The organism is Halalkalibaculum sp. DA3122, assembly GCF_043951865.1.
Classification (GTDB): domain Bacteria; phylum Bacteroidota; class Rhodothermia; order Balneolales; family Balneolaceae; genus JAMQKA01.
The window spans coordinates 88,879-102,990 of record NZ_JBINJF010000018.1 but is presented as its reverse complement, the minus strand read 5'-3'; the positions used below and the strand labels follow the sequence as shown (position 1 = coordinate 102,990).

The window sequence follows — 14,112 nt, the reverse complement described above, 5'->3', positions numbered from 1 at the left end:
CCTGTGCAGGCGTGGATGTTGATGGTCCGTAACGCAAGTTGCCCGCTATCAAAGTCCTCACCGGCAGGGCATCCACCCCCGCCTGCTTCGGCTTCTGCGCCCCATTCAAGGCCGGGAAGGCTAATCTATATTTTTGTTCCGTCTCCTTAATAGAGAAAAATGCTTCCGGTATCGGAACAATTGCTTAACACGTTAATACGATCACCCCTTCGAAATTCATCATTTCTAATTCCTCATTCATAATTCCCATCCCCAGCGGCTTTTTTAGTTTGTTTTTTGGCCGTACAAAAAATGAACAGGGAAAGATGACTAAGAAGCCTTAATGAGAAACAGGAGAATGTTTTCTACCCTTCATCAAACAAAAATTCTTCCGGCAGGGGCATGGGGCAACAAATCAAGCCTCTGCATTTTCCGCAAGCAACTCCTTCAACCGGGGCTCCAGCTCCTTTTTTGTCAGCGCTCCAACCGAAAAATACCGCAGATCTCCCTGTTTATCGATGATATAGGTAGTGGGAATTCCCATAGTAGGCCCGTACTTCTCCATGATGGTACCGTCATCAATAAACATCGGGTAGGTGACATTAAATTTCTCCATAAACGGTTTAACCACGGAACGTCCCTGCTCGTCGATCGAAACGCCGAGGATAACCAAGCCTTCATCCCTGTACTCTTCATACAGGTCCACAAAATCAGGCATTTCGTCTGCACAGGGAGCGCACCATGTGGCCCAGATGTTCATCAGCACCACCTTGCCCTTCTGCCCGGAAAGCTGAAATGGATCCCCATTCATCAAGGTAACCGTAAAGTCGTTGGCCGTTGCTTTTTGCCGCGCAGGGTAGAGTGCAGCCGACGTAGGGTCCAGCCGCTCCAGGGGCTCGGTGGGTTTCGACTTGCTGGAATCCCCGGAACTACAGGATAGAAGCAGTGGCAACGCTAAGAGGGCAAGTAGTAGTTTGGGGAAACTACGCAGTACGGAATACGTAATCGCTGAAGCGTACTGCGGATTGCGTGCTGCATATTGATTTTTCTCTTTATGACTGAATAGAAATTTCATCCTAATTTCCTGCCTCTTCTTGTTGTTGCCGTTCCCATTCCGCCTGGTCCATAATCTGGCCCTGGGGAGTAATTATTTCGTTTGGGGCGGGCGGTTCGGTTGGAAATTTATCGATACCCACGTTGGGATCGCGATTTTCCGGTACATAATGGACGTGCGAGCCGTGTGAAACCTCGGTATAGGATTTGGGATTAAACACGCCCAGTGAATCCGCAAGTGCAAATCCTGCGGCTATGATAACAGCGGCGATGAAAATGTATTTAAGCTTGTTTTTGGATGTCATCGGGCAAGATTATCAAGGCGATTAGTGTTAGTGTTGTGCGTATACTTCCCGGGAGCCGTCCTCCTGGAAAAGGAAGACTTTATACGGTTCTGCGGGACGACCGGGCATCTCCATGCCGGGCGATCCGATCGGCATTTCGGGCACGGCAATACCCCTGGCGTCGGGCTTTTCGGCCAGCAGATTCTTGATATCCTCAACGGGCACGTGGCCTTCCACAACATAATCCCCAACAACAGCCGTGTGGCATGAGCCCATGTCGTACGGGATATCATTATCCATTTTTATGGCCTGCAAATTTTGCGTGGCTACCTGCTCCACTTCAAATCCATTTTGTTCCAGGTAGGTAGCCCATTCGGCACAGCACATGCAGCCTTCATTTTTGTACATGGTGATAGAGTTTGCATCGGATCCGCTCTTTTTACCCGAACAGGCGCCCAAAAGAAGCAGTATCAACGATAAGGTGATGGCGGAGAATGGTGAGCGATAATGAAATTTCATGATATAAAAGGTAGAATAATTTGTGTTTTGAACTCAGCTAATATAACAGATTTCTATTGCTGATTATAAATGGGTTTTCATTTTTTTTTGTAATTAGTTGGATGGGCGAGAGCTGGCCGTTAAACAATCTCCAGACAATCGTTAGAATTTTGTGATACCTTGCCCCGCACTGATGCTTACCTATTGGATGTACCTTCAACCCTAATCTAAATAGGTAAATGTTATGCGTGTACATACTAAACAGTTCAGTATGCTTTTTATTACGATGCTTTTGATGGTGGCACTGTCTTCGTGCAAGTATCTAGATGACAAGGGTGGCAGATCGATGGCGGAATTCCAAGTAACGATTGAGAATACAGGGGAGGTCTATCCCATCCTGAAGAGTGGTGCTTTTACCACGCCCCTGGGAGCCAGCGAACCCGGTCCTCTAATGCCCGGTGAAGCTTATGAAGTGGAATTTACGGCACCTGTAGGAGCCCATTTATCACTGGCAACCATGTTTGCACAATCCAATGACTGGTTTTTTGCGTCCGATGAAGACGGTATTGCGCTCTACCATGAAAATGGAGATCAGGTAACCGGTGATGTTACCGCCCAAATCGATCTGTATGATGCGGGTACAGAGGAAGATCAGGAAGTGGGTGTGGGAAATAATCAAGCCCCGCGCCAGAGTGGCCCCGATACCGGCCCTGACGACCCCAATCCCAATGTACGCCTGGTGGATGACATGTATCTGCCGGCCAATGAAGAGATGATACGGGTCACGCTCACCAGTACCGGTACAAATGGATTTCGGCTGCGAATCGAAAACAGCTCCGATGCGAACACACTGCAAACCTCGGAAGGTAGTAAGCCGGCCTTGTTATCTCCGGGCACGTGGCTGGTGCACACAGCTGAGCAATCGGGCCTGCTATACACCCTTGGAGAGCCTGATTACGGCGATGGACTGGAAGCAATAGCGGAAGACGGTGCAGCGGGCATGCTTGCCGAACACTTAGCTGCTGAAACCGGTCTGACCGTGCCGCTTTCACCGGGTGCATACGCTGCTTATTCCGGGCAGAATCCAATTTTTCAATCTGGTGAACCAGCTCCAGACAATGGAATTGAAGCGTTAGCCGAGGATGGCGCCATCGATATGCTTGTGACAGCACTTGAAGCTGAGGCAGCCGTTTCAGCGAGTGGAGGATTTAACCAGCCCGTTGGCGCCAGTCAACCGGGACCGCTGCTTCCGGGTCACCAGTACCAGTTTACATTCGAAGCTGAACAAGGCGATCGGTTTACTTTTGCCACCATGTATGTGCAGTCTAACGATCTGTTTTATGCCCCGGTAGAGGATGGCATCAGGCTGTTTGAAAACGGCAGCCCAATTACCGGTGACATCACCGATCAGGTTCGCCTATGGGATGCGGGCACCGAGGCCAACGAAGAGCCCGGCGTGGGTGGCAACCAGCCGTTACGGCAATCTGGTCCTGATACGGGTCCGGCCGATGACAACAGCAACGTCCGTGAAGTCAACGACATGTATGATTATGGCGAGGTAACTGACCATATCCGGGTTACCATCCAGATGGTCGGTAACTAAATTGTGCGATTTTTTACAAGTCACCCTCTTCTGAAGGAGGGTGACTTGTATTGCTTTTAACGATTTTTTGAATCATCATTGTTATTACAGACAAGCATCAAAAGGTGTAGCTCATGGATCCCAAGAATATTTTAATTATTGAAGACGATGAGGAGATCATCGAGCTGATCGAGATCAACGTGGAGCACCTGGACTATAAGGTTGACAGGGCGATGGAGGGGGAAGAAGGACTGGAAAAAGCACAAAGCCGATCCTATGATTTGATCATCCTGGACTTGATGCTTCCCAAAATTGATGGTCTGGAAGTCTGCAAAACCCTGCGTGCCGAAGATAATAACACCCCAATTTTAATGCTTACCGCTAAATCAGAAGAATTCGACAAGGTGCTTGGGCTGGAGCTCGGCGCCGATGATTACCTGACCAAACCGTTCAGTATTCGTGAGCTGCTGGCGCGAATCAAGGCGAACCTGCGGCGTGTGGAGGTGGACAAGAAAGAAATAAGTGCAAAAGTTGAGTCGCAAGAATTGAAAATTGGGGACCTGGCAATTCAGCCAGATAAGCGCAAAGTCATTAAATCCGGTGAAATCATATCGCTGACGCCAAAAGAGTTTGAGTTGCTCCACCTGTTTGCCGCTCATCCGGGCAAGGCATTTTCCCGCGACGAGTTGTTGCAGGAGATTTGGGGATACCAGTTTGAAGGCTATGATCACACCGTGAATTCACATATTAACAGGTTGCGGAACAAGATTGAGGCCGATCCCTCGGAACCGATGTACCTGAAAACGGTCTGGGGCGTGGGTTATCGTTTTGCGGAACCGGAGGAGATCAGGGAATGAAGCAATTTTTCCAATCCTTTTACTGGAAGCTCTCCCTCGTATTCCTGTTGTTGCTTATAGCGCTTGGGATTGCCCAAGTGACTATCACGTTCAACTCGTCCATGCAGTTTGTCCGCCAGGCGGATCAGAAATTAAACCTGAATCTCGCCGAAAACATGGCTGGGGAGTTCCAGCTTGAGATGGGCGACTCGCTGGATATCAGCCGCATCAAAAGTTCCATCCACGACATGATGGTGGTGAACCCGCGCATTGAGATCTACCTGCTTGATCACCAAGGTAAGATCCTGGCATACTTCGTTGAAAAGGGTCACGAGGTGCTGGCAGATTCCGTGGAGGTGGGGCCGATCAATGAGTTTCTGTCAAACCGAGATTCTGAACTCATTCTGGGCCAGGATCCCCGAAATCCTGATGGCCAAAAACCGATCTCAGTTGCACGGCTCGACATTGGGCAGCCCCAAAGTGGGTACGTCTATATTATTCTGGGCGGAGAGGCGTATGATTCGGCTCTGAGCATGCTGGAGAACAGCTACTTTCTGCAGACCAGCATCCAGATATTTGTCATTATTCTACTGGTTACCGGCATTGTGGGCCTAATCCTTTTTGGGTTCCTGACCCGGAGGTTGCGGCGGATGACGAGCATCATTGAAGAATTTGATCGGGGCGACCTGGATAAACGTGTGCCGGTAAACTCCCATGATGAGATCGGTCGGCTGGCGGAGAGTTTTAACTCCATGGCCGATACGCTCCAGGAAAATGTGAAGGAGCTGAAAAAGACTGACAAGCTGCGCCGCGAACTGATCGCCAATGTCTCGCACGATCTACGCAGCCCGCTGGCCTCCATCCAGGGCTACCTGGAGACAATTCTGCTGAAAGAATCTCAGCTTAGCGAAGACAAGCGAAAAGAATACCTCGATATCATCCTGAAAAATACGCTCGGGCTCCGTGAACTTGTGGAGGAACTCTTCGAGCTTTCCAAACTGGATACGAAGCAGGTGGAACCGGATATCGAGCCGTTTTCCATCAGTGACCTGGTGCAGGATGTGGTACTGAAGTTTGAGCCACGGGCCGAGGAGAAAGAGATCGATATGAGGCCGGACGGTCCCTCCAGCCTGCCGCTGGTGAAGGGGGATATCGCCATGATAGAGCGCGTGTTGAGCAACCTCATCGAAAATGCTATTCAATACTCCAACGAGGGTGGGTCTATCAAGGTGCTTCTCAACAAAAACGAATCAAGCGTAAAAGTACAGGTACTGGATACGGGTCCCGGTATTGCTGAAGAAGACCTCCCCTACATTTTTGACCGCTTCTACCGGGCCGAAAAGAGCCGTTCCAAATCAAAAGGCGGCACCGGACTGGGGCTGGCCATCGCCAAGAAAATGATGGAGCTCCATGGTAAGGAAATCCAGGTGAAAAACAGGGAGCAACAGGGAACCGTATTCTCATTCAACCTCGACGTGGCCTGATTTCTGCCTTTTGGGTATTAATCCACAATTTAGAAGGAGTAGTTTCGAAGTAACCAATAACACTAAAGTGTATCTTGGGTCGTGCCACAACTTGGCATTTTCTGCCCCATGTAGGGATTGGCGATCTCCTTGCTGCTGCTCATCCAGGAAGCGCCTTCACCGTTAGAGGCCATCGGGCAATACTGAATATGCAGTGTTTCATCATAGCCCTGATTCCGTACAGCTTTGATCAGGTTCTGAGATACCTTGTGAAATGCCGCCCGAAGCTGATCCAGGTTTTCTGCTTGCTCAGCTTCTGTTACTGCAGCCACCATGGCTCCGTGATGCTTGGCATGCATTTCGGCATGCTCGGGATGATGATTCATCTCGGCACTGCTTGTGGCTTCGGTTTTAAGTCTGGCCAGGTGTTGGTGGGCTCCCTCGAAATTATCATTTGCCAGTGCTTCCTTCGCAGAAAGATAGTGAGTGACCAGGCTATCCAGGTGTGCTTTATGCTGATGCTGGGCAAACGTATTGGTAGACAAGATGAGAAGGAAAATTAATGCGGATATTATTTTAAGAGTTTTCATAGCTGGTGTAAAATGTTTTGAGATTGATAAAGTTACTGTTTGGTAAAATCCCAATTCTTCATTCCTAATTCCTTAAACCGTATATCGCCGCTGTTCGCCATCCCGAACGCGGATGCTCCGTTCAATGGGCAACACCACAATCAGTCCATCGCCCGGGTGACCCGTACCGGCATGCTCGTGAATAATGGTGACGATGGCATCCACATGCTCGGCTTCGGCCACCATCTCCACTTTAACAACTTTTGAGTGGAGTGTGGGAAACTGCAGGGAGCTGTGTTGGTCGTCGGGATCGCAATAGCTTCCCATGCCTTCCGCCTCCATGACGGTCATGCTTCTAAAGCCTTCCTTTTTTAGCGCTTTATGGGTTTCCTCAAACATTTTTGGGCGGATGTACGCTTTAATCAGTTTCATGATATTATTGGTTGAATTCCGGTTCAAATGTCTGCTCGGTGGATCCGCAGGTAAGCATCTCTTGTCCCATATAAGGATTTATAATCTCTTGCTGAGCACTCACCCAATATGCCCCCCCAGAGTCTTGTGCCATAGGGCAATATTGCAGGTATAGCGTTTGCTGGGGATTAAAACGATTTACAGTCTCCGCCATCACGTCCGATAATGAAGCAAATTGATTACGAAATGCAGAGATCGATCCTGTGCTGCTCAGTTCATTCGTTACGTTAGTAATCTGCTGCTGCCGCTCCATCCAGAACTGCATCGGCTCCTGGTTTTGAATCAGGCTCATATCAACAGCATCGAGCGATTTATTGAACTCAGCCAGGGCAGAGGTGGCCCCATCAAGATTGTCATTGGATAGTGCACTGCTGATCTGGAGGTATGATTCCGTCAGGGCGTTGATCTGGGACCGGAACTCCCGGGTCACATCCTGGCTTGATTCTGATTGAGGTGATGATTGCATCTGGTGCTCTTGGCCGCTGTCCATATTCTCGCCGCTGCCGTGGTCGTGTCCACCGGGCGTACGCCCCTGGTTTTGGCCGGGTACCTGGTTCATCATGCTGCGCTTGTCGGCCAGTTGGGCCGCACTGTCGATCATAAAGTTACCGTTTATCACGACCTGTTCCCCCTCACGCAGTCCCTCCTTGATGACGTAGGCATCGTCCACACGCGGTCCCAGGACAACTTCTCGCGCCTGGAAAGCGGGCTGGTCGCCACCCGTTTGGACATACACCAGCGACCGCTCCCCGGTCCACAGTACCGCCGAGGCCGGAACCTGGAGCTGGGGCTCCCCGCCATTGAGTGGAGAAGAGATGATCCCCCTGGCCAGCATGTTCGGTTTCAGCTTCCCGTCGGGATTGGAAGCTTCTGCGCGGACCGTGGCGGTGCGGCGCCGGTCGTCGAGCATCGGATCGATGTAGGTGACCGTTGCCCGGAAGCGGTCCCCCGGATAGGCCCCCACCGTGAATTCGACCTCATTGCCGCGGGAGATCCCGTCCAGGTCATTTTCATACGCCTCAAACTCGATCCATACGCTGGACAGATCCGCCACCTCAAAAATCGGCTTCCCGAAATGGATATGATCGCCGACGGCCACATGGCGGGTCGTTACATACCCGGTCTGGTGGGAGTGGATATCAAAGTTTTGCTGGGGCTCGCCCTTTTCAAGAATACGGTCGATGACTTCCGGGGCAATTTCCCAGTTGGTAAACTTTTTGCGCGTGGCCTGGTACAGCCGGGGATTTGATTCGCGGTTCTCATACGCTTCCAGCAGCTCTTTCTGGGCTGTTACCAGGTCCGGCGAATAGATTGAAGCGATGGGGTCGCCCATCTCGACGTAGGCACCGGTGTAATCCAGGTAGAGTTTCTCTACGCGACCGGGGAAGTGGGCGGGTATCACCGAGAGCTTGCGCTCGTCAACCATCACCTTGCCGGGCATTCGCGATGTTTTGACGGCGGTGGCGTGGGTGACTTCCGCGGTCTGCACCTGGGCCAGCTGCATGGCCGCCCGGGTCATCGTGGTGGTATAGGGATCGTCACCGGAGTCCGCATCACTGCCTCCGTTGTCGGCGGGGATCAGTTCCATGCCGCAGATCGGGCAGTTGCCCGGCTCATTCTGGCGAACCTGCGGGTGCATGCTGCAGGTATAGACGATGTTGCCCTCTTCATCAGTATGGGCTTCTTCCACATGCTCGTCCATAGTTGCCGGTTGATCGGGTTGCGTGGCGGAACCGCCGAACAGCAGCCATCCCAGGATTATGCCGAGGATGAGAATGCCCCCGGTTGTTGCGAGCTTTTTAAGGTTGAGTGATTTCATGGTATCTGTTTTGATTAATAATAATTGGTGTTGGGACGTAGCATGCTACGTCCGTACTTAATTAATTCCCTTTTTTGCTATCATTTTTGAATCCTGTTTCTTCAGGTTCAATGTTGTAATGCCCGGTCAGCAGCTCGATCCGGGCTACTGCTCTATTCTGGCTGCCGAGGGCTTCTTCACGCGAACGCTGGTAGTCGAGCAGGCGCCGCTGCAGGCGCAGGATCTCCTCAAACTCGGTATCCGCACTGGCGTACTCCTCAGTAAGGATATCGATCGCCTGGCGGGTGCGTTTAATCTGTTTTTCTTCATAGAGATTAAGCCGGCGGTTGGCATTCCGGTAGTCCCGCAACGCTTTTTCAAGGGCTGTGGCCAGCTCGTTCTGCCTGTCTGCCTGCTGCTCGGCTACCGAGCGCTGATTCAGTTCTGCCTGCCGCTTCCGGGCGCGATATTTACCCCGGAACAGGGGGATCTGAATGGAGGCGCGCGCCATAAAGGCATCCTTGCCGTTATCCGTCATCGCAACCTCACGCTGGCCGGTGAGGATGTAATCGAAACCCACCCCGAATTGGGGCAGTCCCTCCAGTCGCGCAGCCCGCACCTGGTGCCCGGCGGCCTGCTCCCGGAACGAAAGCTGGTTCAATCCGGGATTCTGCTCCAACATCTGCCGTCGAAGGTCTTGCTCCCCGGAAGGAAGGGCTAATGGCGACAGCGCCATCGTTTCCGGGAAAGCAACCTGCTCACTGTTAAGCAGTTCACCGAATTCCTGCCGGAGTACACGCCGATCGTCCAGCAGGTTGCTGCGGGCGATGCGCAGGTCCTCCAGTTCTATCTGCACACGCAGCACATCCGGCTGGCTGCTCTGGGCAGTCTCCACCTTCTGCAGCGCCAGCTCCTCCAGCGATTCCAGGATTTCAATATTCTCATCGAGGATGGCGATTCGCTCATTCATCACATACAGCTCGTACCATGTCGATTTCACCTCGTAAAAAAGATTGTTCCGGTGTGCCTGGAACTCCTCGAACCGCGCCCTGGCCTCGTTGATCTTGATATCTTCACGGGCTCCCAGCGTTCCGAACCAGGGAAACATCTGGCTGAACGAAAATCGCGCAGTTTGGGGACCCACCCGCGTCTCAATCGGGCTGATGAAGTAGCCAAACGCCAGCTCGGGATCGGGCAGGGCATTTACTTGTGGTACCTCTTCCAGCGAGGCCAGGTAGCGGTTGAAGGAGGCTTCGAGGTCCGGGTTGTTTTGGGCAGCTGTTTGCAGGTGTTCCTCGAGCTGCGGATTCAGTGCGCTTGTGGTGTCTTGTGCCTGTACTTGTACAATTGTTGCCAATACGAATATGAGCAGCAGGGTCATCCTCGTCAATCCCTCTTCAAAGTGGGACCCCAGAGCCCGTTTCTTAATTTTAGCCCCGTTTCGCTGATTACGAGTTCCATCTCGTTCCGTCTCTCCGCTGCGGAACGCCCAGCCCAGGAAGTTCTGCTTCCAACATTTTTGATCTGCCAACTGAGAGTCAACTTCTTCTCTATGGGTTGAATAAATGACTCCAAGCCTGGCACCCAAGTCCCCCTTCGAAGGGGGATTAAGGGAGATGACAAACCTCCCTTCATTAAAGGGCTTAAGGTTGGGAGGGAGTTGCACTCCCGACCTGAAAGAGCATGTTAATTTATTATCAATTCTTTCACTATTCATTGTTTTCATCCTCTGTAATTAAACTTGTTCCGGTTGCGAGCGCTTCCACTTCCACTCTTTATAGATGGCGTAGAGCACCGGTACCACGAACAGCGTCACCACCTGCAGCAGCATGCCGCCCACGCTGGGGATCGCCATCGGCACCATGATGTCGGAGCCGCGGCCCGTGGAGGTCAGCACCGGGATCAGCGCCAGGATGGTGGTGGCGGTGGTCATCAGCGTGGGACGAATACGGCGCTGCCCGGCGCGAATGACGGTGGCGCGGATCTGCTGCAGGGTCGTCGGCCTGTTGCGGTCGAAGAGCTGGTCGAGGTAGGTGGCCATCACCACACCGCCGTCAGCGGCGATCCCAAACAGGGCGATGAAGCCGACCCAGACGGCGATGCTCAGGTTCACCGTCCCCAGCTGAAACAGGTCGCGCATCGATTCGCCGAACAGGTGGAAATCCATAAACCACGGCTGCCCGTAGAGCCAGATCAGGATGAATCCCCCGGCCCAGGCCACGAAGATGCTGCTGAAGATCATGCTCGTCGTCGGCACCGACCTGAACTGGAAATACATGATCAGGAAGATCACCAGCAGGGCGATCGGCAGGATGACGGAGAGCCGTTTCTCGGCGCGTACCTGGTTTTCGTAGCTGCCGGCAAACTCGTAGCTGATGCCGGAGGGCACCGCCAGGTTTCCCTGTTCGATCTGATCGTGCAGGTGGGCCTGTGCATTTTCCACGACCTCGACCTCCGCAAAGCCGTCCATGCGGTCAAAAATCACGTAGCCGATCAGGAAGGTGTCCTCGCTCTTGATCGCCTGCGGTCCCTGCCGGTAGGTGATCTCCGCGAGTTGCCCCAGCGGAATTTGTCCGCCACCGGAGGAGGGAACCAGCATGTTTTCGAGATCCGACGGCTCGTCCCGGCGCTCGCGGGCATAGCGTACGCGCACCGAATAGCGCTCGCGTCCCTCCACCGTGTTGGTGAGTCCCACGCCGCCGAGTGCCACTTCGATATATTGCTGCACCTGCTGCATGGAGAGTCCGTATCGGGCGATCTCCTCCCGGTCCACGTCGATCTCCAGGTAGGGCTTGCCGACAATCCGATCCGCAAACACCGACGCCGGCTTTACACCCGGTACGTTTTTCAGGTGCTCTTCGAGCTCCATCCCAAAATCTTCGATGGTTTGCAGGTCAGACCCTTTCACCTTGATCCCCATCGGGGCGCGCATGCCGGACTGCAGCATAATCTGCCGCGTCTCTATCGGCTGCAGCTTGGGCGCGGAGGTGAGGCCGGGAATACGGGTGGCGCTGACAATCTCATCCCAGATATCGTCGGGGCTCTCAATATGATCGCGCCACTGCCGGTAGTATTGGCCGTCTGTATCGGGAACCAGGTTGCCGTTCTCGTTGCGGACAAACGCTCCTTCATCATCAACTTTATAGCGGGTTCGGCGCCCGTTTGCATCGGTCTTGTACTCCGATTTGTAGGTGATGACGTTCTCGAACATCGAGGTGGGAGCGGGATCGAGGGCCGATTCGGTGCGTCCCAGCTTGCCGACCACATGCTCCACCTCGGGGATGGAGGAGACCCGCATGTCAATAAGCTGCATATACTCCCTGGCCTGCTCGATGCTGGCGTGCGGCATGGTGGTGGGCATCAGCAGGAAGGAGCCCTCGTCGAGCGGGGGCATGAATTCTTCGCCGAGGCCGGGGAACGTCTCATCAGCAGCGCTCCATACCTGCGTGGTGCGGATGTCGAGGCCAACGGAATCGAAACTTTTTGCCACGAAGCCGAAGACCGAGGAAAATCCGAGCCAGATCACCAGGCTCAGCACGACAAGCGCGGTGGGTACCGAAAGGAACAGCGCTTTGTGGCGGAGAAACCAGCCCAGCATATCCGCATAATATTTGACGACCAGGTAGAAGCTGCCGAGGATCAGAAACAGGAGCAATCCCACGAAAATGTAGTTCCAGAAAAACGCAACCGACGGTCCCAGGGGCAGCCAGTACCGGGCCAGCAGGAACGAGACGATCACCACGACCAGGCCGTTGTTGGCCATCTCCCGGTAGCGGGTGGCGGGGTGATCCACAAGCAGCGGCAATCCATTTATAAGACCGAACCCGACAAGGGCCGTTGCCGCCCAGCCGGGACCGGTGAACAGGAGGACGCCCCCTCCAAGAACCAGCGCCCCGTTCCAGAGCAGTTTTACCAGTTTGCGGCGGATCCTGATCGAGAAGAACCAGTGCGCGAACGGCGGTATCAGCGTGATGGCGATGATGATGGAGGCGACCAGCGCAAAGGTCTTGGTGTAGGCCAGCGGGCGGAAGAGCTTGCCTTCGGCGGCGATCATCGTGAAGACCGGCAGGAAGCTGACGATGGTGGTGGCGATGGCGGTAAGAACGGCCGAGGCGACCTCGCTGGTGGCCCGGAAGATGATCTCGAGCAGCCCTGCCTTGTCGGTCTCATCTGCTTCCTCGATATGCCGGAGCATGTTTTCCGAAAGAATAACACCAACGTCTACAATCGTACCGATGGCGATGGCGATGCCGGAGAGCGCCACAATGTTCGCATCCACGTTGCCCAGCTTCATGGCGATAAAGGTCATCAGCACGGCCAGCGGCAGCATGCCGGAGATCAGCACGGAGCTGCGCAGGTTGAGCACCATCACCACCACCACGATAATCGTGATCAGGATTTCCAGGTTCAGCGCCTCCTCCAGCGTGCCCAGCGTCTCGTTGATCAGCTCGGCGCGGTCGTAGAACGGCACGATGGTCACTTTTGACTCGGTGCCGTCATCCAGCGTTTTGGTGGGCAGGCCGGGGGAGATCTCCTCGATCTTGGCCTTGACGTTCTCAATTACCTGCATCGGGTTTTCGCCGTAGCGGGCTACGACCACCCCGCCGACCGCCTCGGCGCCTCCTTTGTCCAGTACCCCGCGGCGCAGGGCGGGACCGGTGCTCACGTGCGCTACATCCCCGATGCGGAGCGGCACATTATCGCGGCTGGCTACCACAGCCTGTTCGATATCCTCAAGGTTCTCGATATAGCCCAGTCCGCGCACAAAGTACTCCACGTTGTTGAGCTCCATCGTGCGGGCGCCCACCTCGGCGTTGCTATTCTTAACCGCCTGGAAGATGTCGTTCATCGTGATGCCATGCACCTGCATCGCCTCCGGGTCCACATCCACCTGGTACTCCTTTACGTGTCCGCCGATCGGGGCCACTTCTGAAACGCCGCCGGCCGAGGAGAGGCCGTATCCCACATAAAAATCCTGGATGGAACGCAGCTCCTGCAGGTCCCAGCCGCCGGTGGGGTTGCCTTCTGCATCGCGGCCCTCCAGCGTGTACCAGAAAATTTGTCCCAGGGCCGTGGCATCGGGACCCAGCGAGGGCTGCACGCCGGAGGGCAGCGTGCCGGAGGGCAGGGAGTTCAGCTTTTCGAGAATGCGGGAGCGGCTCCAGTAGAAATCGATATCCTCTTCAAAAATCACGTAGATGCTGGACATCCCCATGATGGAGTTGCTGCGCACCGACCGCACGCCCGGCACATTCAGCAGCTGGGTGGTCAGCGGGTAGGTGATCTGGTCTTCCACATCCTGCGGGGAGCGACCGGGCCAGCGGGTGTAGATGATCTGCTGGTTTTCACCGAGGTTGGGGATCGCATCCACCGCCACGGGGTCGCGCGGCAGGGACTGGAGATCCCATGAAAACGGGGCGGTGGCCAAGCCCCAGGCTACGAAGCCGAGCAGCAGGAGTACGGCCACGAGCTTGTTTTCCAGGAAGAAACGTATAGTTTTGTCTAGCATTTAATTGGGTCTTGGGTCTTGCGTGGCTAAGTAATACGCAGTACGTAGTACGGAATACGAAACACGTTCC

General features: G+C 54.0%; 11 protein-coding genes. 3 read left to right on the top strand and 8 right to left on the bottom strand.

From position 1 onward, the window contains the following. Nucleotides 1-394: 394 nt before the first annotated feature. Genes ACG2F4_RS12750 through ACG2F4_RS12740 form a run of 3 tightly spaced genes read right to left on the bottom strand, consistent with a single transcriptional unit; the run spans nt 395 to nt 1,835 of the window. Entirely contained in the window at nt 395-1,054 is a 660-nt protein-coding gene (locus ACG2F4_RS12750; RefSeq protein WP_395261259.1) for a TlpA disulfide reductase family protein, read from the bottom strand. A 1-nt stretch (nt 1,055) separates the two neighbouring features. After that, entirely contained in the window at nt 1,056-1,337 is a 282-nt protein-coding gene (locus ACG2F4_RS12745) for a hypothetical protein (RefSeq protein WP_395261258.1), read from the bottom strand. A gap of 27 nt (nt 1,338-1,364) precedes the next feature. Beyond that, nucleotides 1,365-1,835 carry a DUF411 domain-containing protein gene (locus ACG2F4_RS12740; protein WP_395261257.1) on the bottom strand — a complete coding sequence of 157 codons (471 nt, stop codon included), beginning with the start codon at nt 1,833-1,835 and terminating at the stop codon, nt 1,365-1,367. A gap of 223 nt (nt 1,836-2,058) precedes the next feature. Here ACG2F4_RS12740 and ACG2F4_RS12735 point away from each other — a divergent pair, with 223 nt between their 5' ends. The 3 genes from ACG2F4_RS12735 (at nt 2,059) to ACG2F4_RS12725 (ending at nt 5,716) form a co-directional block, all read left to right on the top strand. Next, nucleotides 2,059-3,417 carry a spondin domain-containing protein gene (locus tag ACG2F4_RS12735; RefSeq protein ID WP_395261256.1) on the top strand — a complete coding sequence of 453 codons (1,359 nt, stop codon included), beginning with the start codon at nt 2,059-2,061 and terminating at the stop codon, nt 3,415-3,417. A gap of 113 nt (nt 3,418-3,530) precedes the next feature. Beyond that, the gene (locus ACG2F4_RS12730; protein ID WP_395261255.1) at nt 3,531-4,253 is read left to right on the top strand and encodes a response regulator transcription factor; all 723 of its coding nucleotides are present in this window, start codon (nt 3,531-3,533) and stop codon (nt 4,251-4,253) included. Continuing rightward, nucleotides 4,250-5,716 (top strand): ATP-binding protein, encoded by a 1,467-nt coding sequence (locus ACG2F4_RS12725; RefSeq protein WP_395261254.1) that lies wholly within the window; start codon nt 4,250-4,252, stop codon nt 5,714-5,716. The genes ACG2F4_RS12730 and ACG2F4_RS12725 overlap by 4 nt, the downstream gene beginning before the upstream one ends. A 62-nt stretch (nt 5,717-5,778) precedes the next feature. Here the strand turns inward: ACG2F4_RS12725 and ACG2F4_RS12720 are convergent, their stop codons facing one another. From ACG2F4_RS12720 to ACG2F4_RS12700, 5 genes are all read right to left on the bottom strand, one after another. After that, nucleotides 5,779-6,285, bottom strand: a complete 507-nt coding sequence (locus ACG2F4_RS12720) for a DUF3347 domain-containing protein (RefSeq protein WP_395261253.1) — start codon at nt 6,283-6,285, stop codon at nt 5,779-5,781. 72 nt (nt 6,286-6,357) lie between these two features. Then, a complete protein-coding gene (locus ACG2F4_RS12715; protein WP_395261252.1) occupies nt 6,358-6,696 on the bottom strand; it encodes a P-II family nitrogen regulator in 339 nt (112 codons plus the stop codon). 4 nt (nt 6,697-6,700) lie between these two features. Further along, entirely contained in the window at nt 6,701-8,554 is a 1,854-nt protein-coding gene (locus ACG2F4_RS12710; RefSeq protein ID WP_395261251.1) for an efflux RND transporter periplasmic adaptor subunit, read from the bottom strand. Nucleotides 8,555-8,615: 61 nt separating this feature from the next. Further along, entirely contained in the window at nt 8,616-10,064 is a 1,449-nt protein-coding gene (locus tag ACG2F4_RS12705; protein ID WP_395261250.1) for a TolC family protein, read from the bottom strand. A gap of 204 nt (nt 10,065-10,268) precedes the next feature. Beyond that, a complete protein-coding gene (locus ACG2F4_RS12700; protein ID WP_395261249.1) occupies nt 10,269-14,042 on the bottom strand; it encodes an efflux RND transporter permease subunit in 3,774 nt (1,257 codons plus the stop codon). Between the last annotated feature and the right edge of the window lie 70 nt (nt 14,043-14,112).